Source organism: Pengzhenrongella frigida (assembly GCF_004168625.1).
Lineage (GTDB): Bacteria > Actinomycetota > Actinomycetes > Actinomycetales > Cellulomonadaceae > Pengzhenrongella > Pengzhenrongella frigida.
In genome coordinates, this window is sequence record NZ_SDWW01000013.1 from 36,299 (window position 1) to 54,358 (window position 18,060).

At 73.7% G+C, this 18,060-nt stretch carries 18 protein-coding genes; 7 read left to right on the plus strand and 11 right to left on the minus strand.

The window, feature by feature from the left end; translation table 11 throughout:
• Nucleotides 1-5: 5 nt before the first annotated feature.
• Both EUA98_RS07120 and EUA98_RS07125 read right to left on the minus strand, forming a co-directional pair.
• A complete protein-coding gene (locus EUA98_RS07120) occupies nucleotides 6-1,703 on the minus strand; it encodes a histidine kinase N-terminal 7TM domain-containing diguanylate cyclase (protein WP_130101982.1) in 1,698 nt (565 codons plus the stop codon).
• A 125-nt stretch (nucleotides 1,704-1,828) separates the two neighbouring features.
• Nucleotides 1,829-2,674 (minus strand): hypothetical protein, encoded by an 846-nt coding sequence (locus tag EUA98_RS07125; protein WP_130101983.1) that lies wholly within the window; start codon nucleotides 2,672-2,674, stop codon nucleotides 1,829-1,831.
• A 249-nt stretch (nucleotides 2,675-2,923) separates the two neighbouring features.
• Here EUA98_RS07125 and EUA98_RS07130 point away from each other — a divergent pair, with 249 nt between their 5' ends.
• Complete coding sequence (locus EUA98_RS07130) at nucleotides 2,924-3,553, plus strand: hypothetical protein (RefSeq protein ID WP_130101984.1); 630 nt, start codon at nucleotides 2,924-2,926, stop codon at nucleotides 3,551-3,553.
• A gap of 26 nt (nucleotides 3,554-3,579) precedes the next feature.
• Here the strand turns inward: EUA98_RS07130 and EUA98_RS07135 are convergent, their stop codons facing one another.
• From EUA98_RS07135 to EUA98_RS07145, 3 genes are read right to left on the minus strand one after another with little or no spacing between them, the layout of a single operon-like run.
• Nucleotides 3,580-4,068, minus strand: coding sequence for a glutathione peroxidase (locus EUA98_RS07135; protein WP_130101985.1), 489 nt, complete (start codon nucleotides 4,066-4,068; stop codon nucleotides 3,580-3,582).
• A 58-nt stretch (nucleotides 4,069-4,126) separates the two neighbouring features.
• Nucleotides 4,127-5,146, minus strand: coding sequence for a siderophore-interacting protein (locus EUA98_RS07140; RefSeq protein WP_130101986.1), 1,020 nt, complete (start codon nucleotides 5,144-5,146; stop codon nucleotides 4,127-4,129).
• 55 nt (nucleotides 5,147-5,201) lie between these two features.
• Complete coding sequence (locus EUA98_RS07145) at nucleotides 5,202-6,074, minus strand: LLM class flavin-dependent oxidoreductase (protein WP_130101987.1); 873 nt, start codon at nucleotides 6,072-6,074, stop codon at nucleotides 5,202-5,204.
• On the opposite strand from EUA98_RS07145, the gene EUA98_RS07150 reads away from it, so the two are divergent.
• Nucleotides 6,073-7,569, plus strand: a complete 1,497-nt coding sequence (locus EUA98_RS07150; RefSeq protein ID WP_130101988.1) for an outer membrane protein assembly factor BamB family protein — start codon at nucleotides 6,073-6,075, stop codon at nucleotides 7,567-7,569. The two genes, EUA98_RS07145 and EUA98_RS07150, sit on opposite strands and share 2 nt — an antisense overlap.
• Before the next feature lie 30 nt (nucleotides 7,570-7,599).
• Here the strand turns inward: EUA98_RS07150 and EUA98_RS07155 are convergent, their stop codons facing one another.
• A complete protein-coding gene (locus EUA98_RS07155; RefSeq protein ID WP_242511325.1) occupies nucleotides 7,600-8,034 on the minus strand; it encodes a GyrI-like domain-containing protein in 435 nt (144 codons plus the stop codon).
• A gap of 290 nt (nucleotides 8,035-8,324) precedes the next feature.
• Here EUA98_RS07155 and EUA98_RS07160 point away from each other — a divergent pair, with 290 nt between their 5' ends.
• Nucleotides 8,325-8,999, plus strand: a complete 675-nt coding sequence (locus tag EUA98_RS07160; RefSeq protein ID WP_130101989.1) for a response regulator transcription factor — start codon at nucleotides 8,325-8,327, stop codon at nucleotides 8,997-8,999.
• Entirely contained in the window at nucleotides 8,996-10,117 is a 1,122-nt protein-coding gene (locus EUA98_RS07165; RefSeq protein ID WP_130101990.1) for a sensor histidine kinase, read from the plus strand. The genes EUA98_RS07160 and EUA98_RS07165 overlap by 4 nt, the downstream gene beginning before the upstream one ends.
• Before the next feature lie 11 nt (nucleotides 10,118-10,128).
• On the opposite strand, the gene EUA98_RS07170 is transcribed toward EUA98_RS07165, so the two are convergent.
• Nucleotides 10,129-11,628 carry a cryptochrome/photolyase family protein gene (locus tag EUA98_RS07170; protein ID WP_130101991.1) on the minus strand — a complete coding sequence of 500 codons (1,500 nt, stop codon included), beginning with the start codon at nucleotides 11,626-11,628 and terminating at the stop codon, nucleotides 10,129-10,131.
• A gap of 197 nt (nucleotides 11,629-11,825) precedes the next feature.
• Here EUA98_RS07170 and EUA98_RS07175 point away from each other — a divergent pair, with 197 nt between their 5' ends.
• The 3 genes from EUA98_RS07175 to EUA98_RS07185 all read left to right on the plus strand — a co-directional run bounded on the left by EUA98_RS07175 (nucleotide 11,826) and on the right by EUA98_RS07185 (nucleotide 14,446).
• Nucleotides 11,826-13,418 carry a bifunctional diguanylate cyclase/phosphodiesterase gene (locus EUA98_RS07175; protein ID WP_130101992.1) on the plus strand — a complete coding sequence of 531 codons (1,593 nt, stop codon included), beginning with the start codon at nucleotides 11,826-11,828 and terminating at the stop codon, nucleotides 13,416-13,418.
• Nucleotides 13,419-13,508: 90 nt separating this feature from the next.
• Nucleotides 13,509-13,742 (plus strand): lipopolysaccharide assembly protein LapA domain-containing protein, encoded by a 234-nt coding sequence (locus EUA98_RS07180; protein ID WP_130101993.1) that lies wholly within the window; start codon nucleotides 13,509-13,511, stop codon nucleotides 13,740-13,742.
• 197 nt (nucleotides 13,743-13,939) lie between these two features.
• Nucleotides 13,940-14,446, plus strand: a complete 507-nt coding sequence (locus tag EUA98_RS07185) for a PH domain-containing protein (protein ID WP_130101994.1) — start codon at nucleotides 13,940-13,942, stop codon at nucleotides 14,444-14,446.
• 32 nt (nucleotides 14,447-14,478) lie between these two features.
• On the opposite strand, the gene EUA98_RS07190 is transcribed toward EUA98_RS07185, so the two are convergent.
• The 4 genes from EUA98_RS07190 to EUA98_RS07205 all read right to left on the minus strand — a co-directional run bounded on the left by EUA98_RS07190 (nucleotide 14,479) and on the right by EUA98_RS07205 (nucleotide 18,060).
• Entirely contained in the window at nucleotides 14,479-15,738 is a 1,260-nt protein-coding gene (locus EUA98_RS07190; RefSeq protein WP_130101995.1) for a Dyp-type peroxidase, read from the minus strand.
• A complete protein-coding gene (locus EUA98_RS07195; RefSeq protein WP_207219000.1) occupies nucleotides 15,735-16,364 on the minus strand; it encodes a copper chaperone PCu(A)C in 630 nt (209 codons plus the stop codon). Before EUA98_RS07195 ends, EUA98_RS07190 begins: the two co-directional genes overlap by 4 nt.
• Before the next feature lie 116 nt (nucleotides 16,365-16,480).
• Nucleotides 16,481-17,245, minus strand: a complete 765-nt coding sequence (locus tag EUA98_RS07200) for a copper resistance CopC family protein (protein ID WP_130101997.1) — start codon at nucleotides 17,243-17,245, stop codon at nucleotides 16,481-16,483.
• A 143-nt stretch (nucleotides 17,246-17,388) separates the two neighbouring features.
• On the minus strand, nucleotides 17,389-18,060 hold the full coding sequence (locus EUA98_RS07205) for a hypothetical protein (protein ID WP_130101998.1): 672 nt from the start codon (nucleotides 18,058-18,060) through the stop codon (nucleotides 17,389-17,391).

The window sequence follows — 18,060 nt, forward strand, 5'->3', positions numbered from 1 at the left end:
CCAGGTCAGGACGGGCCGCGCCCCGCGGATCGGGGACCGTGCCGCCGCACGGTGCGCGCCCGAGCAGGAGTCGCCGGGACGACGGTTGGTCCCCCTCCGTACAGCCGCACGCGGTTGCGGCCGGAGTGCTTCGCCTCGTACAGCGCGACATCGGCGGCGTGGAACACGTCGTTCATGGTCGTGCCCGACGCCGGGTAGACGGCCACCCCGGCACTGAGCGCGCAGCGGATCGTCCGGCCCGCGACGAGGATCGGATTCTCGTCGCACCGCCGACGGACCTCTTCGGCGAAGGCGAGGCCCACCGCGGCGTCGGCTCCCGGGAGCGCGACGAAGAACTCTTCCCCGCCCCAGCGGGCCACGAGGGCGTCGGCCGGAGCAGACTCGGCCAGTCGGGTCGCGAGCGCGACGAGCACCGCGTCGCCGGTGAGGTGCCCGAACTCGTCGTTGATGTCCTTGAACCGGTCGACGTCGAACAGGACGGCGACGAGGGGGGCATCGCTTTGCTCGGCGGCCCCGACGAGCGCGTCGAAGGTCTCGACCATGTGGCGGCGATTGTGCAGCCCGGTCAAGGAGTCACGGCTCGCGAGCTCGACCAGGTCGGCGCGCAGCGACTCGATGGTCGCGACCTGCCGCACCATCTGATCGTGCGCCGCGGCCAACCGGCGGCTCTGGTTGTTCGCCTCGGTGACGTCGCGCGCGACGAGCACCGTGCCGAGGTCGCGGCGATGGCGGTCGATCAGCGGGAAGCCGCGGACCTCGAACTCCGACCGGCCGCCGGGGAACTCGACCACGAGGGCGACCTCGCGGTCGTCGCTGGTCGTCATCCTGTCGCCGAGGAGGTCGCGGGCGGGCAGCCCGATCAGATCGGCGGGTGCACCCGGCTCGACTCCCCGCACGAGCCGGTCCGCGGCCGGGTTGAGGTCGAGGAACTTGCCGGCCGGGCTGATGACCACGACCGCGTCCCCGATCTGGTCCACGATCAGCGCTCGAGCGACCGGCGCGAACGTGAACAGGTCCTGCCGGAAGACCGCGTACCAGACGATCGTGCCGGTCACCGCGAGTCCGAGCGGGGTCGGGTCCAGCGCTCCGGTCCGACCGCCGATCCCGCCGAGGATGAACACCAGGTTCACCGTCATCGGGACGAGGGCCGCGACGAACACAGCCAGGCGTTGCGCGCGGAACGCGTCCGACGCACGCCACCACGCCCATCCGACGAACCCGAGGCCGAGGAACATCTCGACGAAGGTGAAGACGGTGTCCGCCCAGAAGGCCGGGCCGTAGGTCCACGTCGCGGCGCCCGTCAGCTGCGCGGCGCCGGGCCCGCCGTAGACCAGCAGGTGCCACGGGTTCGTCAGCGCCGCCACCGTGATGAGCGCGGGCTCGACGAGCAGCGCGAGCACGAGGGCGCGGGTCGGCACCCACTGCGGTCGGGCGACCGCGAACCCGAGACCCAGGAACGCCGCACACAGGGCGCTCGGACCGGCGAACGCGGCCAGCGTCGCGATCGCGGCGACGGACTCGTTGCTGCTCCCCCGCGACAGGGTGAGGCTCACGGACCACCAGCTGGCCCCCGCCATCACCACCGTGAGCGCGGCCCCGAGGGTCAGGTTGTGCGCCCGCTGCCGCCAGGCCACCACGGCGATGATGGCGCAGGCCACAGCTGCGACGGCGTACGAGGCCGCGATCGGATCGCGCACGTCCATGTCGGGCTACCTCCGGCCGGACAGGCCTCGAGCCCCCCTGAGCACGGACCTGTCCCCTCACTGATCGACCGGGAACGCACCGGGATGAGGGACTCGCCCGCGGCTCACGGCGGGGCCGGCGGGACTCAGCCCCAGAAGCCGGGAGCCCCCCAACCGCCCCAGTCGCCCCAGCTGTCCCAGACACCCGGACCGACGACGTCGCCGAGGCCGTCGGTCGGGGCGACGGTCGGGACGTCGGTCGGGACGGCAGTGGGGACAGCTGTCGGGACGTCCGTGGGCACGTCAGTCGGGACGTCCGTGGGCACGTCCGTCGGCAGGTCCGTCGGCACGTCAGTCGGCACGTCAGTCGGCAGGTCCGTCGGCACGTCAGTCGGCACGTCCGTCGGCACGTGCGTCGGCACGTCGGTGGGCACGTCACCGGGCACGTCACCGCCCCCTCCGGTGGGGGTCGGCGTCGGGCGGGGGCCAGCGGGCACCTCGACCACCGGCGGCGGGGCGTCGCTCGACCCGGGCCGCTCGGGCACGGCCGGGGTGACCGTGCCGGTCGGGGCGGCGACCAGCAGCGGGGACCGGGCGCCGGCGGCAGGCGACGGGTCGTCGCTGGCGACCGGCCCGCGGATCGCCGGGTTCATCAGGAGGCCGGACCCCGTGGCACCCGTGGAGCTGGTGGATCCACGGCCGGCAGGAACCCAGGCCGGACTGGGCCCGGCGAACACTCCCGGAGCGGCGGCACCCGGCGCAGACGGCTCGACGGCCAATTCACCGGCAGGCTCGGCCTCGATCGCCGACGGTGGGGTCGGCCGTGCCGACGGCGAGATCGGCCGGATGAACGACGCCGTCGCCCTCGTCCCGGGATCGGCGCCGCTGCTCGCCACGACGGCGGCTCCGGCACCGGCGAACAGGGCTGCGGCGGCGATGGCGACAGCCTGGGTGATCTGCTTCGCGGGATCGGATCTCTTCGATGCTGCCATGCTTCGAAACTAGGACGGATCACCCATAGGCGTCTATATCACCAGGCGATCGGCGGGCAGGTTTCCCACAGAAGAGGACTCCTGTCTCAGCTCGAACCGTACGACCCGCGCGAGGCCGGCTGGACCGGGATCGGCTGGATCGTCGTGCTGGTCATGGCGCGCCAGGCGGGCGGCGCTGCGCAGCCGGGACCGCCCGGCGCCGGACGTCCCGGAGCAAGATCACCCGAGATGTCACGGTAGATTCTTCGGGTGGCTCCGACATTCGACGAGGACGACAGCCGAGATCGGCTGCTCTCACTCTGGGACGCCGGGCAGAACCTCACGGCCGCGGCCACCAACCGCAGCGACCTCGAGGCGGCTCTGGCGGCGGCCCAGCGCGAGTACGAGGCCGCCCTCGCGCGCCGCAGCGCGCTCCTCGGCGCACTCGCCGCCGTCCAGTCCGCGTACGCCGTCGCGCACGTCAACGCAATCGCGGTCGGGTGGTCGACGACCGAGCTCAGCGACGCCGGGCTGCCGACACCGCCGGCACGCCACAGCGGTCCGCGCGGGACTCAGCGCCGAGCCGCCGCAGGGACGTCAATCGCGGCGCCGTCAACCGCAGCGCCGTCAACCGCAGCGCCGTCGACCGCAGCGCCGTCGACCGCGGCCGCGCTGCCGATGGAGACGTCACCCACCCCACCGTCGCCGTCGGGCACCGACGCGACCGACCCGACCGCACCCGTCGAGGGCGCTCACGAGCGATCGAGCTGGGACACGGAGCAGACGGCGTTCCTGGTCACCTCCCGGTCGAAGGACAACCCCGTCTGGTACGAGTCGATGCGGCAGAGCCCGATCTCGCCGCGGGGCGACGAGCCCGACCGCGACGCGCGCCTGCCCTGAACCGCTGAGCCCGGCCGAGACCGGCTTCAGGCGGCTGCGGGTAGCGATGCCTCGATCAGCTGGAGGATCTCGGGCGCGTCAGGCTCGGTCGTCGGCCGGAACCGGTGCACCGTCCCGTCAGGGGTGACCACGAACTTCTCGAAGTTCCACTTCACGCGGCCGGCCTTCCCGTTCGCGTCGGGGGTCTTGGTGAGCTCGGCGTACAGCGGGTGCTGCGACTTGCCGTTCACCTTGATCCGCTCGAACATCGGGAACGTGACCCCGTAGGTGAGCGAGCAGAACTCCTTGATCGCCTCGTCGCTGCCGAGCTCCTGGAGGAACTGGTTGCTCGGGAACCCCAGGACGGTGAATCCACGGTCGCCGTACGTCTTCTGAAGCTCCTCGAGCTTCTTGTACTGCGGCGCCAGACCGCACCGCGAGGCCACGTTGACGATGAGCTTGACCTGGTCCGAGTACTGCGCGAGGGAGGTCGACTCGCCGTCGATCGTGGTGAGCGGGATGTCGTTGAGGGTCATGACCTGCACCAACGCCACCACGCCAGGGAAAAGTCCCCGTCACCGCCCGGTCGCACCCTCATCGCTGCCGCTCGGACCGCCCGAGCCGCCAGTAGCCCATGAACGCGACCTGCTTCCGGTCGATCCCGTGCTCGGTGACCAGGCACCGGCGCAGCGACCGGATCGCCGCCGACTCTCCCGCCAGCCACGCGTAGAAGCCCCGGTCCTCAGAGCGGTCGGCGCAGTCCCAGAGGATCTCGTGGTCGACGTCGATCTCGGGGAGCGGCTGCGCCACGGCGGCCCGCGCCGGCTGCCAGTGCTCGGGCTGACCGGCCAGCCAGCCGCGGACGGCCTGCTCCAGCCGGGCCCCCACCGGTGCGTCTCGGCGCGGCAGCCACGTGACCGCGACCTGCTCCCCGACCGCCACGGGCAGCACGTCGTCGGCGGACGGGACCTCGAGGAAGACCGTGGCCGCGAACCCGGCCGGCAGCGACTCGAGGATGGCGCAGATCGCGGGGACGGCGGTCTCGTCGCCCGCGAGGAGCGCGTGCGTGGCGTCTCCGGGGTGCCAGTCGATCCCCGAGGGCTCGGCCCCGCTGCGCGCGTCGGGTCCGACCACCATGACGCGATCGCCCGGCCGGGCGGTCGCGAGCCAGCGGCCGGCCGGGCCGAGCGGGGCGGCGTCGGCCGGATCAGCGAGCTCAGCAGGATCCCTGTCGGCCGCGTCGCGGTGGTCGACGAAGTCGACGTCGAGCTCCAGCGACTCGGCCCGAAAGCCCCGGACCGTGTAGGTGCGGAACGGGTTCTGGTCCTGTGCCGGGAGGGCGCTCCAGCGCTCGTGCCAGGTCGCCGAACCGTCGACGCCGCCGTCGTCTGCCAGCCCGGCACCGAACCGGCCACCGTCGAGCGGGAAGAGGATCTTGATCCGTTGGTCGTGTCCGCCGACGCCCCAGAACTGCAGGTCGTCGCCGGTGAACGTCACCCGACGGAAGTGGGGGCTGAGCTGCCGGATCCGGTCCACCTGCAGGACGAACGGGCTGTAGGCGGGTCGATCGGCCACGGCCGCCCGCGCTCGGGCGGCAACCGGTAAGGTAAGCATTGCCTAAGTATGCCTGACGATCGACGGAAGACCAGACCTCGGGGCGGCCCGGATCTCACGGCACGAGGGGCCGCACCTCGCGGGCGACGAACCGGACGAAGTCCTCCGGATCGGGGTCGTCGGCCGTCGGCTGCAGGACGACCGCCGTCGCTCCGGCGTCGGCCCATCGACGCACGGCCGCCGCCACGACCGCCGCGTCCCCCGCCACCCCGACCTCCTGGGTCAGGTCGTGCCCCCAGTCCCGGTGCGACGCCGCGAGGCGCTCGGCGGCCCCCGGTCCGGTCGCCGCCAGCACGAACACCGTGACCCGGTGCGGCTCGGTCCGACCGCCGGCGATCCGCCCCTCGTCGATCAGCACGCGCGCCGCGCGCACCGCATCGGGGCTCGTGCCGCCGGTCAGGATCGTCGCGTCGGCGACCTCCCCGCTCAGCCGCAGCGATCGCGGGCCGCTCGCCCCGACCGCCAGCGCGGGCGGGTCGAGCGGCGGCCAGTCCAGGCGTACTCCGTCCAGCTGGACGTACCGCCCCGCGAAGGTGACCTCCTCGCCGCGCAGCAGCGAGCGCAGCACCGTCACGTGCTCGCGCAGGAGCGTGACCGGGGACTCGACCCGCTCCCCCACCTGCGCCATCCAGTCCTGGACGCCGTGCCCGACCCCCATCGCGACCCGGCCGGGGAACATCCGCTCGAGCGTGGCGATCTCCATCGCCGTGAGCGCGACGTTGCGCAGCGGCACCGGCAGGAGCCCCACCGCGACCCGCAGCCGGTCGGTCCAGGCCAGCGCGGCCGCCGCGCTCGCGATGCCGCTCTCCCGGAAGCAGTCCTCCCACAACCAGAGCTCGTCGAGCCCGGCCCGATCCGCCGCCTGGGCCACCGCACGCAGCCGTTCGGGCGGGAGCTGGGGCAGGAACACCGCACCGAGGAGCGTCATGCACCCCATCCTTGCGTGTTCCGTCGGGCTGGGTAGGGTCGCTGAGGTGGGGCGTCGGGAGATGCAGGACGTCGACCTCGCGGGTGGGGAAGCCGGCGAGGGCCCCGACGCGGCCCCGCCGCTCGGGTCGCGGATCCGGTCGCGGTCGGCGCACTCCTCCCGGTCGACGCGGTCCTCCCGATCGGCGCGGTCCCGGTGGTGGTGGGCCGCCGCCGCCGGACTTGCCGTCGCCGTGGTCGGCAGCGCCCTGGGCGCCGACCGGCTCGAGCGCAACCGGTTGGCCGCGCTGGACGGCATCCCTGACCTGCTCGCCCCGCTCGACGGCGCGGTCACGGACGTCTGGCACAGCGACGTGTCCCTGTGGCCCGGTGTGCGGCAGTCCGGCGGGCGGCTCGTCGGGGTGGAGAACCGCCCCGGGGGGAACGTCGGCGTGGTCGCGCTGGACCCGGGGACGGGCGCGACCCTCTGGCAGGCCGCGCCCCGACCGCGCGGCACGTCGACCGCCGGGACCACGTGCGCGCTGCCCGCGACCGACGTCGTCGTGTGCCTCGTGGCCGACCAGACCCGGGCGCGCCTGCTGGTCATCGACGCGGCGACCGGGGTGGTGCGGTCCGACACCCCGACCGACACCGGCGCCGCGATCGCCGCTCTCGGGGCCGACCTCGTCGTCGGGCACGTCGATGCCGACGGCGTCGTTCGGGTCGCGCGCACCGATGCGCTCGGGCGCGCCTCGCGCTGGACCTTCGACGGCGCGCACCCGGTGCTCACCGACGCCTTCGGGCGCCAGGATGTCTCGCTCGACGTGGTGGACGACCTCGTCGTCGTGGGCGCCGCGGGCAGCTCGTGGGTGCTCTCGGCCGACGGCGGCCTGCTGCACACCTGGGCTGCCGATCCCGACCCCGCCGCCGTCGCGAGCGGCCGGGTCCAGGTCCTGCACGACACCCGCGTGGTCACCGAGCCGGCCACGACCGACGACGGCGGCCGGGGCACCCGGGTCGTGGACCTCGCCAGCGGCCGCGCCTTCACGGTGAGCGGCTCCCCGGTCCACCCCCGGCCCGACGACGGCTCGCTGGCCGGGCTGATCCTCGTGCAGCCCCCCGGCGGCCGGTCGCTCGTCGCGTACGACCTCGCGACCGGCCGGGCGCGCTGGTCCGCGGGTGGCACCGCCGGCCGCGGCGTCATGGTCCTCGACGGCCGGGTCGTGCGCGCCGACGCCGACGAGCTGCAGTCCCTCGACGGGCGCACCGGGCGAAGCGTCTGGGCCGTGCCCGTCGGCCAGACCGCCCAGAGCACGCTGTTCAGCGACGGGCGCCTGGTGCTGCTCGCCCAGCCGGACCCGGAGCGGGGGATCGTGCTGGTGGCTCACGGGCTCGACGACGGCCGGGTCCGGTGGGAGTTCGACCTCGCGGACGACCAGTACCTGGTCACGGTCGACGGCGGGCTGTACGGCCTGTCGAACCGGGAGACCGTGGCCCTCGGCGTCGCCGGCCGGTAGCGCTGGTCAGCCGACCCACCGGGCTACCGGTCAGCCGACGGGGTACACGATCCGGGTCTGCCACCGGCTCGGGTCCGGCTCGCTGTCCGGGCCGACCAGGTACTCCTCCCACATCTCGTCGGACGGCGTCAGCCCCTGCTCCCGGAACCACGCCGACAGGTCCTCGTACGACCCGGTGTGGATGGCCTCCACGATCGATCCGCTCGGCAGCGTCTCGGCGACGAGGCCGGACGACGGGGTCAGTGGCCGCCCGACCGGGAACCCGGCGACCACGTCCACCGTGTCCGTGACCGGCCCCCGGTACAGCGCGATCGGCGGCCCCGCCGGCGCCGCGCCCTGCCGGGCCAGCTCGGCAGCCACCGCCTCGAACGCGCGCCCGAAGAAGTCGGACAGCGCGTCCATCGCGACCACCTCGTGCATCCCGACGATGGGCTGCGGCATGCGCTCTTCTCGTTCGACGTTCATGGTGGACTCCTCGGTGGGTGAGCCGACCGCGATCGGGCCGGTCCCTCAGCCGGACCCGATCGGGCCGGTACCCCCAGCCGTACCGGCTGACCCACCCGTGGCTGTAGGGGCGAAGGTCCCCGCATCTCGACCCGGACGTCACCGGACCGCCCAACGGGTGAATTTGTCGGATTCGGCCCGTTGCGTACGGCCGCACGCGCCAAGGTGTCGCAGGATCACCTCGCGCAGCGGGGTGCTGGGCACCAGCCAGCGGCACGTCGTGCCCGGTGGCGGCCCGAGGGGAGCCACGGATGAGCACGGTCCTGATCGTCGACGACGAGCAGCGCATCCGCGCCCTCCTCACCCGGGCCCTGGCCCTGGAGGGCCACAGCGTGGTCGCCGTCGGCGACGGGGAGGGCGCGCTCGACCGGCTCGCCGACCACGACGTCGACCTCGTGCTGCTGGACCTGATGATGCCGCGCTGCAACGGGCTCGACGTGCTCTCGACGCTGCGCCAGCGCCGCGACGAGACCCCCGTGATCGTGCTGTCGGGCGTGACCGACGTCGCCACGCGTGTGCAGGCCCTCGATCACGGCGCGGTCGACGTCGTCGGGAAGCCGTTCTCGCTCGTCGAGCTGCTCGCGCGGATGCGACGCCACCTCGTCGTCCCCCGGCGCCCGGCACCGATCGAGCAACGGTTCCTGCGCGCCGGCGGGATCCGGCTCGACCTCGATCGACGCTGCGCCGGGCTGGCGGACCGCGAGGTGTCGCTCACCGCGCGGGAGGCCGCGCTGCTCGCGCACCTGATGCGCCGACCGGGGCAGGCGTGCCGACGCGAGGAGCTGCTGCGCGACGTCTGGGGCCTGGATTTCGACCCCGGGAGCAACGTCGTCGAGGTGTGCGTGCGACGCCTGCGCAACAAGCTGCAGCCCGATCCGCCGATCGAGACGATCCGCAGCGTCGGCTACAGCTTCCGCGTCCGATGAGACCGGGGCAGACAAGCCCGGTCCGGCAGCCCCCGCCGACGACGACCGGCCCCCATCTCTTCGCGGCGTGGATCGCGGTCGTCGCGGTGTGCGCGCTCGGGATGGCCGCGTGGCCGGAGGTTTCCACCGTGCCGTGCTACGTCGTGTGGGCGTCGTTCGTCGTGCTGTCCGGCCGGGGCGACTGGCCGCTGCGCCGGACGGTCACGGGCCTGGCCGTCGCCACGGTCGCGGCCGGCGCCGCCGTCGCGGCACAGGCCGTGCGCGACGAGCTCGACTGGGTGGGCGCCGCCCAGGTCCCCCTGATGACCGTGCTCGCAGCGCTCGTGGTGTGGCAGGTCCGGCTCCGCCAGGGCGCGATGGCGGCGCTGACCATCAGGGCGGAGCACGACCGCTCCCTGGCCGCGGAGCGCGATCGGCTGACCCGGCAGACGTCCCACGAGCTCCGCACCCCGCTGACGATCGCGCGGGGCTACCTCGAGCTCGTCGCGAGCCGAACGGTGGACCCCCAGCAGCGCCTCGACCTGGCCGTGATCGACGACGAGCTGGGCCGGATCACCCGGATCACCGACCGGCTGGTGCGCGCGATCCTGCTGCCGACCGGCGTGCCGACCCAGGTGGACCTCGATCTGGTGCTGCGCCAGACGGTGGAGCGCTGGGCGCAGGTGGCCGACCGGCGGTGGGTGCTCGAGGCCGCCGCGGGGACGTTCGACGGCTCGGCGGAGGGGATCCGGGCCTGCCTGGACACGCTGCTCGAGAACGCGGTGCGGTACACCCGGGCCGGCGACACGGTGCGCCTCACCGGGCTGCGCGACGGCGGCCGGATCGAGATCTCCGTGGCCGACTCCGGCCCGGGGCTGGCCGCTCCGCTGATCGCGGCGCTCAACTCTCCGGTCGGGACGGGCACCGCGGCCGGACGCGACGACCTCTCCCAGACCGGTCTCGGGCTCGGGCTCGTCCGCAGCGTCGTGACCGCGCACCGCGGCCGGCTGCTCACCGGGACCGCGCGCGAGGGCGGCGCGCTGGTGCGGATGACCCTCCCGGTCGCCGATGCGGACCGGGATCCCGGGTTCGTGCACCCCCCGACGCCGGCCGAGGTGCGGGCCGAGGTGGCCGTCTGAACCGGCCCTCGTCAGGGGGCTTTGACCACGCCGTACCGCGCGAGGGTGCGCAGCCGCGCCTCGGCATGGTCGACGACGGGCTCGGGGTAGTCGCGCCCGAGCTCGACGCCGACCGCGAGCAGCTCCATCGGGGGCGCCGCCCACGGGGCGTGGATCGACGACGTCGGCAGCGCCGCGAGCTGCGGGAGGTAGCGGCGGATGAACGTGCCGTCCGGGTCGAACTTCTGGCTCTGGCTCACCGGGTTGAAGATCCGGAAGTACGGCTGCGCGTCGCAGCCCGTCGACGCGGCCCACTGCCAGCCGCCGTTGTTCGCGGCGAGGTCGAAGTCGATCAGCTGCCGCGCGAAGTAGCGCTCGCCCCTGCGCCAGTCGAGGCCGAGGTCCTTGGTCAGGAAGCTCGCGACGACCATCCTGAGCCGGTTGTGCATGTAGCCGGTCTGGTTGATCTGCGCCATCGCCGCGTCGACCAACGGGTAGCCGGTCCGGCCCTCGCACCAGGCGGTGAACAGCTCGTCCGCGTGCGGCCCGGTCTCCCACACGACGCCGTCGTACTCGGGCTTGAAGCTCCGGCTCACCACCCGTGGGTGGTGGTGCAGGATCTGGTGGTAGAAGTCGCGCCAGATCAGCTCGGACAGCCACACCTGCGCGCCGCGCGCCGCCGGCCCGGGCCCGGTCCGCTCCCACGCCACGCGCACCAGCTCGCGGATCGAGACCGTCCCGAACCGCAGGTGGACCGAGAGGTAGCTGGGGCCCTTGACGGCCGGGAAGTTGCGGGTGTCCTCGTAGTCGCCGATGCGGTCCAGGAAGTCGGCGAGCAGGTGCTGAGCGCCGCTCGCGCCCGTCGGGACCCGCAGCTCGTGGAGGTTGGTGCGCTCGAACCCCAGGGACTCCAGTGCGGGTGGCCCCGCCGTGACGCCGGCGGGCAGGTCCGCGACCGGCGGCACGGGCGCCAGCGCGGCGGCGTGCGGTGCCACCGGGTACGCCTCGAGGACGTGCGGCTCGAGCTGCTTCAGCCACGCGTTCTTGTAGGGCGTGAAGACGCTGTACGGCTTGCCGGCGAGCGTGAGGACCTCGCTGCGCTCGAACACGACGTGGTCCTTCGACGTGCGCAACGCGATGCCGGTCCGCTCGAGGGCGTCGGCCACGGCGGCGTCGCGCGCGAGCGAGGCGGGCTCGTCGTCGTGGTTGGCGTAGACCGCCCGCACGTCCAGGGCCCGGGCGAGCGCAGGGACGGCATCGATCGCCGAGTCGTGCACGACGAGCAGCCGCACGCCCGCCCGGCCGTGGTCGTCGCCCAGGTCGGCGAGGTCCCGGTCGAGCTCCACGAGGCTGTCGTGGATGAACTCGACCCGCCGGTCGCGGCTCGGCAGCGAATCGAGGATGTCGCGGTCGAACACGAACACGCACCACACCTCGCGAGCGGCGAGGAGCGCCCGGTGCAGGGCGGCGTTGTCCGTGGACCGCAGGTCGCGGCGGAACCAGACGAGCGCGCGGTCGATCGTGGGGGCCATGGTCCGCGAGTCTGCCGCAGGATGTCGCCGGGTCCGCTGGGGCTTTGACAGGTTTCACCCGAATCGTACGATTGAAGGACTCCCGGGCTCACCGGTGTGGACCTGAGCCGGTCGGGCACAGAGAGACGTCGAACGTTGAGGTGATGGCCGCGCCTGCCGCCGGCGGGCGGAAGCCGTCGAGGTGACGGGGTGCAACGATGCGCAGATCTCCCGGCCGATTCGGGCCGCTCGTGCGCCGCCTGCCTCCCCGGCGGAGGTTCTTGATCGCGCTCTTCGTCGCCGTGGTCGGGGTCGTCCTGCTCGTCGGAGCGGTGCTGCTCGCGATCGGGTACCTGACGCGGCGCGACGTCCTGTTCCGCGGCCAGAGCGATCCCTACCCGCAGATCTTGGCCTGGGGGCTCCTCGTCAGCGTCGCCCTCGCCGTACCCCTGCGCTACCTGCTCGGGGGACGCAGCCTCGCCGACGGCTACGCCGACGCGCAGGACCAGGCCACGCTCGACGGCCTCACCGGGCTGCGCAACCACTGGGCCTTTCGGGAGATGCTGCGCCACGAGATCGCCCGCACCCAGCGTTTCGGCGGGTCGTTCACGCTGGCGCTGATCGACGTCGACGACTTCAAGTTCGTCAACGACAGCCTCGGTCACCAGCGGGGCGACGAGATCCTGGTCGCCCTCTCCCAGGCCCTGAGCTCCGGTCGGTCGGTCGACCGGGCCTTCCGGGTCGGCGGCGACGAGTTCGCCCTGGTCATGACCCACACCGGCCTCGACGGCGCCGTCCATGCCATCGACCGGCTGAAGCGGGTGGCCCTGGAGCAGATGGGCGGAACGACGATCAGCGTCGGGCTGGCCGAGTTCGACCCGATCAGCATCGACACCGACGCCCGGACCGACTCCACCGTGCTCCGCGACCGGGCGGACCGGGCGCTGTACGAGGCCAAGCGCCGCGGTCGCAACGAGGTGATCACCTTCCGCGAGATCGCGGAATCGGCCCCGATGCGCACCTCGGCGGCGACCATCATCGCGGTTCGCCGCCTGCTCGCGACCCGGCGGATGGGAGCCGCGTTCCAGCCGATCTGGAACCTGGACACGCACCGCGTGTTCGGGTACGAGGGCCTCGCCCGGCCCGCCGTCGAGTACCGGCTCGGGAGCCCCGAGGACGCCTTCTCCGGGGCCGCCCGGCTTGGTCGCGTCGACGAGCTCGACGCGCTGTGCCGCTCGGCGGTGCTCTCGCACGTGCAGGACTTCCCCTGCGATGCCCTGCTCTTCCTCAACCTGGCCCCGGAGGTCCTCGAGCACGGCGTCGACGCGGGCGTGCGCCTGCAGCAGGAGGTCGAGGCCGCCGGGCTACGCCCGAGCCGGGTCGTCCTCGAGCTCACGGAGTATGCGAGCGAGCGGATGGGCCTGGTCTTCGCCCCGGTCCAGATGCTGCGCGACCTGGGGTTCCGCCTGGCGCTGGACGACGTCGGCTCCGCTGACGTCGGGCTCGGGCTGCTGGGCCGGATCCGGCCCGACTACGTGAAGGTCGATCGCGCCGTGGTGTGCAGCGCGCGCGACGGCGGTTCCGGCCGGGCGGTGCTCGCGGCGATCGTCGCGTACGCCGCCGAGTCCGGCGCGATCGTGATCGCCGAGGGCATCGAGACGGAGGAGATCCTGAACCACCTGGTGAGCGCGGCCCGGACGATCAGCCGGCGGGCACGGTTCGTCGGCGGTCAGGGCTACCTGCTCGGCCGGCCCGAGGCCGACCCCTGGGGCGATCCCGAACGCACCTGGCCGCTCGCCAGCATGGTCTAGAGCATGGTCTAGCGGCGGGAACGGTGGTCGCGCGGCACCCCCGCGCCCTAGGCTCGGAGCACCAGTTCCGCTCGATACAGGGGGCACACCATGACCACCACTCCGGCGTCCGGTTCCACCTCGAGAGTCTCCGGGCGCGCGATCGGCGGGCTCGTCATCGCCGCCGTGCTCCTGGTCTGGATCCTGTCGAACCGGGCGGAGGTCGAGGTCTCGTTCATCTTCACGACGGCGGTCGTCCCGCTCTGGTTCGTCCTGGCGATCGCGGCGGTGCTCGGCGTGGCCGCCGGGTTCCTGGTCGGCCGCAAGCGGTACCGCAGGCGCTAGCCGCCGAGCCAACTGAGCAGGCGCTAGCCGCCGAGAGAGAGCAGGCGCTATCCGCCGAGCCAACTGAGCAGGCGCTAGCCGCCGAGAGAGAGAGCAGGCGCTAGCCTGCCGAGCGAAGAGCAGGCGCTAGCCTGCGAGCCCCGCTATTCGTTGGGCCGCCGGCCCGGCGCGTGTGTTCGCCCCGATCAGGAGTCGTCATGGGTCTGCCCGCCAGCCAGCTGGGTCCGCAGGAAGAGATCGTCATCGAGACCCGCGAGCACCTCAAGCACCTGCTCGTGGCGGGGCTGATCTGCCTCGCCGCGGTCGTCGGCCTCGTCCTGGTGCTGAGCGTCGGGCCGTCCGACGGGTTCTGGGCGTGGCTGGACTCCGCCGGCTGGATCGCGTTCGCGGTCGTCGTCGCCGTCTTCGGGGTGTGGCCGTGGCTCCGGTGGCTGACCCGCACCAGCACCTTGACGAACGAGCGGCTCGTGACCCGGGACGGGGTCGTCCGGCGGACCGGTCGCGACATCCCGCTCGAGCGGATCAACGACGTGGCGTACGACCAGGGCCTGCTCGATCGGATGGTCAAGTGCGGGACGCTGCGCGTGTCCGCCGCGAGCCAGGAGGGCACGGCCGTGCTGCGTGACATCCCCGAGATCCACGAGTTCGTCCGCACCATGAACGAGCTGGTCCGCGCGGCGCGCAAGGAGCGCCGGCTGGAGTAGCTCCGACCCGGCACGAGTCGCCCCCGATCACCTCAGCCGAGAAGGCGTTGCCCGAGGTACTCCCCCTCCTGGCAGCCACCGGGGACGGCGAACACGGCCGACCCGATCGGCGTCGTCCAGGTGTTCATCAGGTCGAGCTCGTCCAGCCGCCGCGCGATCGGCACGAACTGCGCGGTCACGTCGCGCTGGAAGGTCACGAACAGCAGGCCGGAGTTCGACAGCGCCGGAGGTGCCGGCGGGTCGTCGAAGTTGTACCCCCGGCGCAAGAACCGTTCGTCGGGGTTGTCCGACCGGGCCCGGCGGATGTGCGCGACGGTGTCGATGACCGTGAAGCCCAGGTCGTTGACCGCGTCGAGGTCCGGCTCGTCGTGCTCGGCCGTGCCGGTCAACGGCGCCCCGTCGGACAGCCGCCGTCCGACGGCGATCTCCCGGCCGGAGCGGTCCAGCGCGTCCCACGTGTCCAGGTCCATCGCGATGCGGCGCACGACCATCGACGTGCCACCGACCAGCCAGGCCGGGGTGTCGGCACCGGCCTCGTGCCAGATCAGCGCGTCGTCGGTCCCCGGCACGAGGTTGCGCGTCCCGTCGACCTGCCCCATGAGGTTGCGCATGGTCGTCCCCGGGGCGGTGGTCCCCGCGCTGCGGCGAAACCCGCGCTGGACCCAACGCACGGTCGTGAACGTCCGAGCCTGCCGGGCCAGGACCCGCATCGTGTGCGCGACGGTGAGCTCGTCGTCGGCGCAGATCTGCACGACCAGGTCGCCGCCCGACCACGTGTCCTGCAGCCGGTCCACCGCGAGGGCGGGCAAGGGCGCGAGCCACGGCGGTCGGGCGGCCTCGAGGTCGCACGCCGTGAACACCCCCGGCCCGAATCCGACGGTCGCGGTCAGGCTCGCCGGGACTCCGGCCAGCTCGGGCTCGGTGTCCCCCAGGCCGGGGCGGCCGGCGGTGAGGCGGCCGAGGTCGTCGGTCCAGATCCGCATCAGCCGCACCAACGCGCCGCGGTCCACGCCGGCCACCAGGTCGAAGGCGACCAGGGACACGAACGCCGGCGGCGGCGTGCCCACTCCGGCCTGCCGGTCGCCAGTGAAGGGCACGACGGCGGACCCGGCAGCGGTGGCATCGACGGCGGTGGCATCGACAGCGGTGGCGTCACGGGCCGGGTCGACCGCGGGACCCGTCGAGGTCGAGGCGTCCCACGCGGCACGTCCCCCGAGCGCCAGGGCCGCGCCGCCCAGGACCGCGGCACCCCCCTGCAGGAACGTCCGGCGGTCGGGACCGGATCCGGTCATGACGCCGCGGGGGTCGGGGTCGCTCCGGGCGCGCCCGGGGTGCTCGTCGCGTCGCCCTCGTAGGTCTCGTTGCCGCCCTCGAAGGTGCGCGCCGGCGCCGTGAACGTGAGCTCCGACCCGTCCTGCGCGGTGAGCGTCACGCTCACCTCGTCGCCCGGTCTCACCGCGGTCGTGATCCCCATGATCATCACGTGGTCCCCACCCGGCGCGAGCTCGTGGCTGCCGTTCGCCGCGACCGTGAAGCCACCCTCCTTGGGTCGCATCACCATCTCGCCGGCGTCGTTGGTCGCCATCTCGTGCAGCTCCGCGCGCGGAGAGGCCGTCGTGGTCGCCGAGACGATCCGCACCTCGACGTCAGAGTCGTTCACCACCGTGCCGAACGCCGCGGTCATGCCCGTGTCGGCGGCCTTGATCCACGGGTCCGTGATCGAGAGGGCGGCCGCCTCGTCGGGCGGGCCCGACGACGCCCCCGGGGCTCCCGACGCGCGGTCGACCGCGGCCGGGTCGGAGGTGCTCGTGCCACCGGCGCACCCCGCGAGCGCGAGCGCCAGCCCGAGGCCGAGGAGTCCGGCGCCGAGGCGATGTGCAGGGCGAGGGCTGACGGTCGTGCGGGTGCGAGTGGTCATCGTCGGAGTGGTCATCGTGGGAGTGGTCATGGGAGAGAGCCCTTCAGGCGGGGGGTGATCGAGTCGGGGCGATCGAGGGGTGCAGTGCGTCCGGTGCTCGTGCGGGCGGGCGGTCCTCACTCCGTCCGGTGCCGGCGGCGCCACAGCAACGCGACGCCGCCGGCACCCAGCAGGACCGCGACGCCGCCGACGACGACAGGACCGACCCCGCGAGGCCCGGTGTCCGGATCGGACCCGTCCACGGAGGACGACGGCGGCTGCGGCGTCGTCGTCGTGCCGGCTGAGGAGTCAGCTGGAGAGTCGACCGAGGAGTCGGGCACGGCCGCCGTCGGCGTCGCGAGGGGCGACGGCGACGCGACCGGGGACTCGGCTTCCGCGGGCGGCGGCTCGCCGGGCGCGATCGAGAACCCGAAGGCCCCCTGGATCGGATGGCCGTCCCCCGACACGACCCGCCAGGCGACGGTGTAGGTCCCCTCCCCCAGGCCAGGGGGCAGCGGAGCGCTCACCAGCGCCCCGGCGACGACCCCCTCGGTGTCCAGGACGACCTCGCCCGCCGGCCCACGCAGGATCACCTGCGAGGAGATGTCCATGACGTCCTCGCTGAACCTCAGCGTGAGCTCCGCGGGAGCGGTCGCGACCACGGACGCATCTGCGGGAACCGTCTCGATCAGCTGGTCGTGCGCCGCGGCCGGCAGAGCCGTGAGGACCACCGACGCGATCAGTGCACCGAGCGCCCCGGCCCGGCCGCTCCAGTGCACCCGTCGTGCGTGCGGGCGGACCGTCCGGCGGGGGGTCGGGCGGGGGGTCGGGCGGGGGTTCGGCCGGGCCGAGGATCGGTTCGGCACGCGATCTGGGCAGGCACTGAGAAGGGCAGCGGGCATCGAGGTCGTCCTTGGCGTCGACCCAGCTGCACGCCTCACGGGTGAGGTGTGCAGGGGTGCGGGTGCGGATGGCACGCGGCCACCGCAGGCGAGCAGGCACGACCGAGCCAGCGCCGATCGTCGTCGGCGAAGGAAGGGACCTCTCAGGCGGTGGCGGGCTCCACCGGAGGGCCGCGCCGGGGCCGGGACCGCACCCGGCCGGGTGCGAGCGGAACGAAACCGGGCGCCCGCGCCGGTTCGTGGAGCGGTGACGCGACGACCGGACCGGCGACCCGCAGGCCGAGCAGCGGGACGACGGCCCGCAACCAGTGCAGCGCACGCCGGGCCGCACCATCGGCGCCGACGAGGAGTGCGGCAGTGACCAGGATCGCCGCGGCGTGGGCCACGAGCATCCCGACGGAGGACACGCCCGCGTGGACGTGCAGCAGCGGGCTCGCGGCAGCCAGCCCGACCGAGGCAGCGCCGCCCTGGACGAGGTCCGAGGCGAGGCCCGGGGCGCCGCCGTGCGCGTGCCCCGAGGAAGGGGCGGGATCGACCACGACCGACAATCCGGCGGGCGACAGGAACGACAGCACCGCGTGCACGGCCACCTGGAGGACGGCCAGGGCGGGCAGCAGGGTCCACAGCCGCAGCTGCCGGCGCGCCAAGGCCGTGGCGGGGAGGAGCACGAGCGCCCCGAGGGCCACCAGCACGAGCGTCGACGGAAGCGCCCCGCCCCCCAGGGCGTGCGCACCCGCACCCAGGGACAGCGCGACGGCCGACGTCGTGATGGCGCGGCCACCGCGAATCGCCGCGCCGCCGCCAGGCTCCTCCAT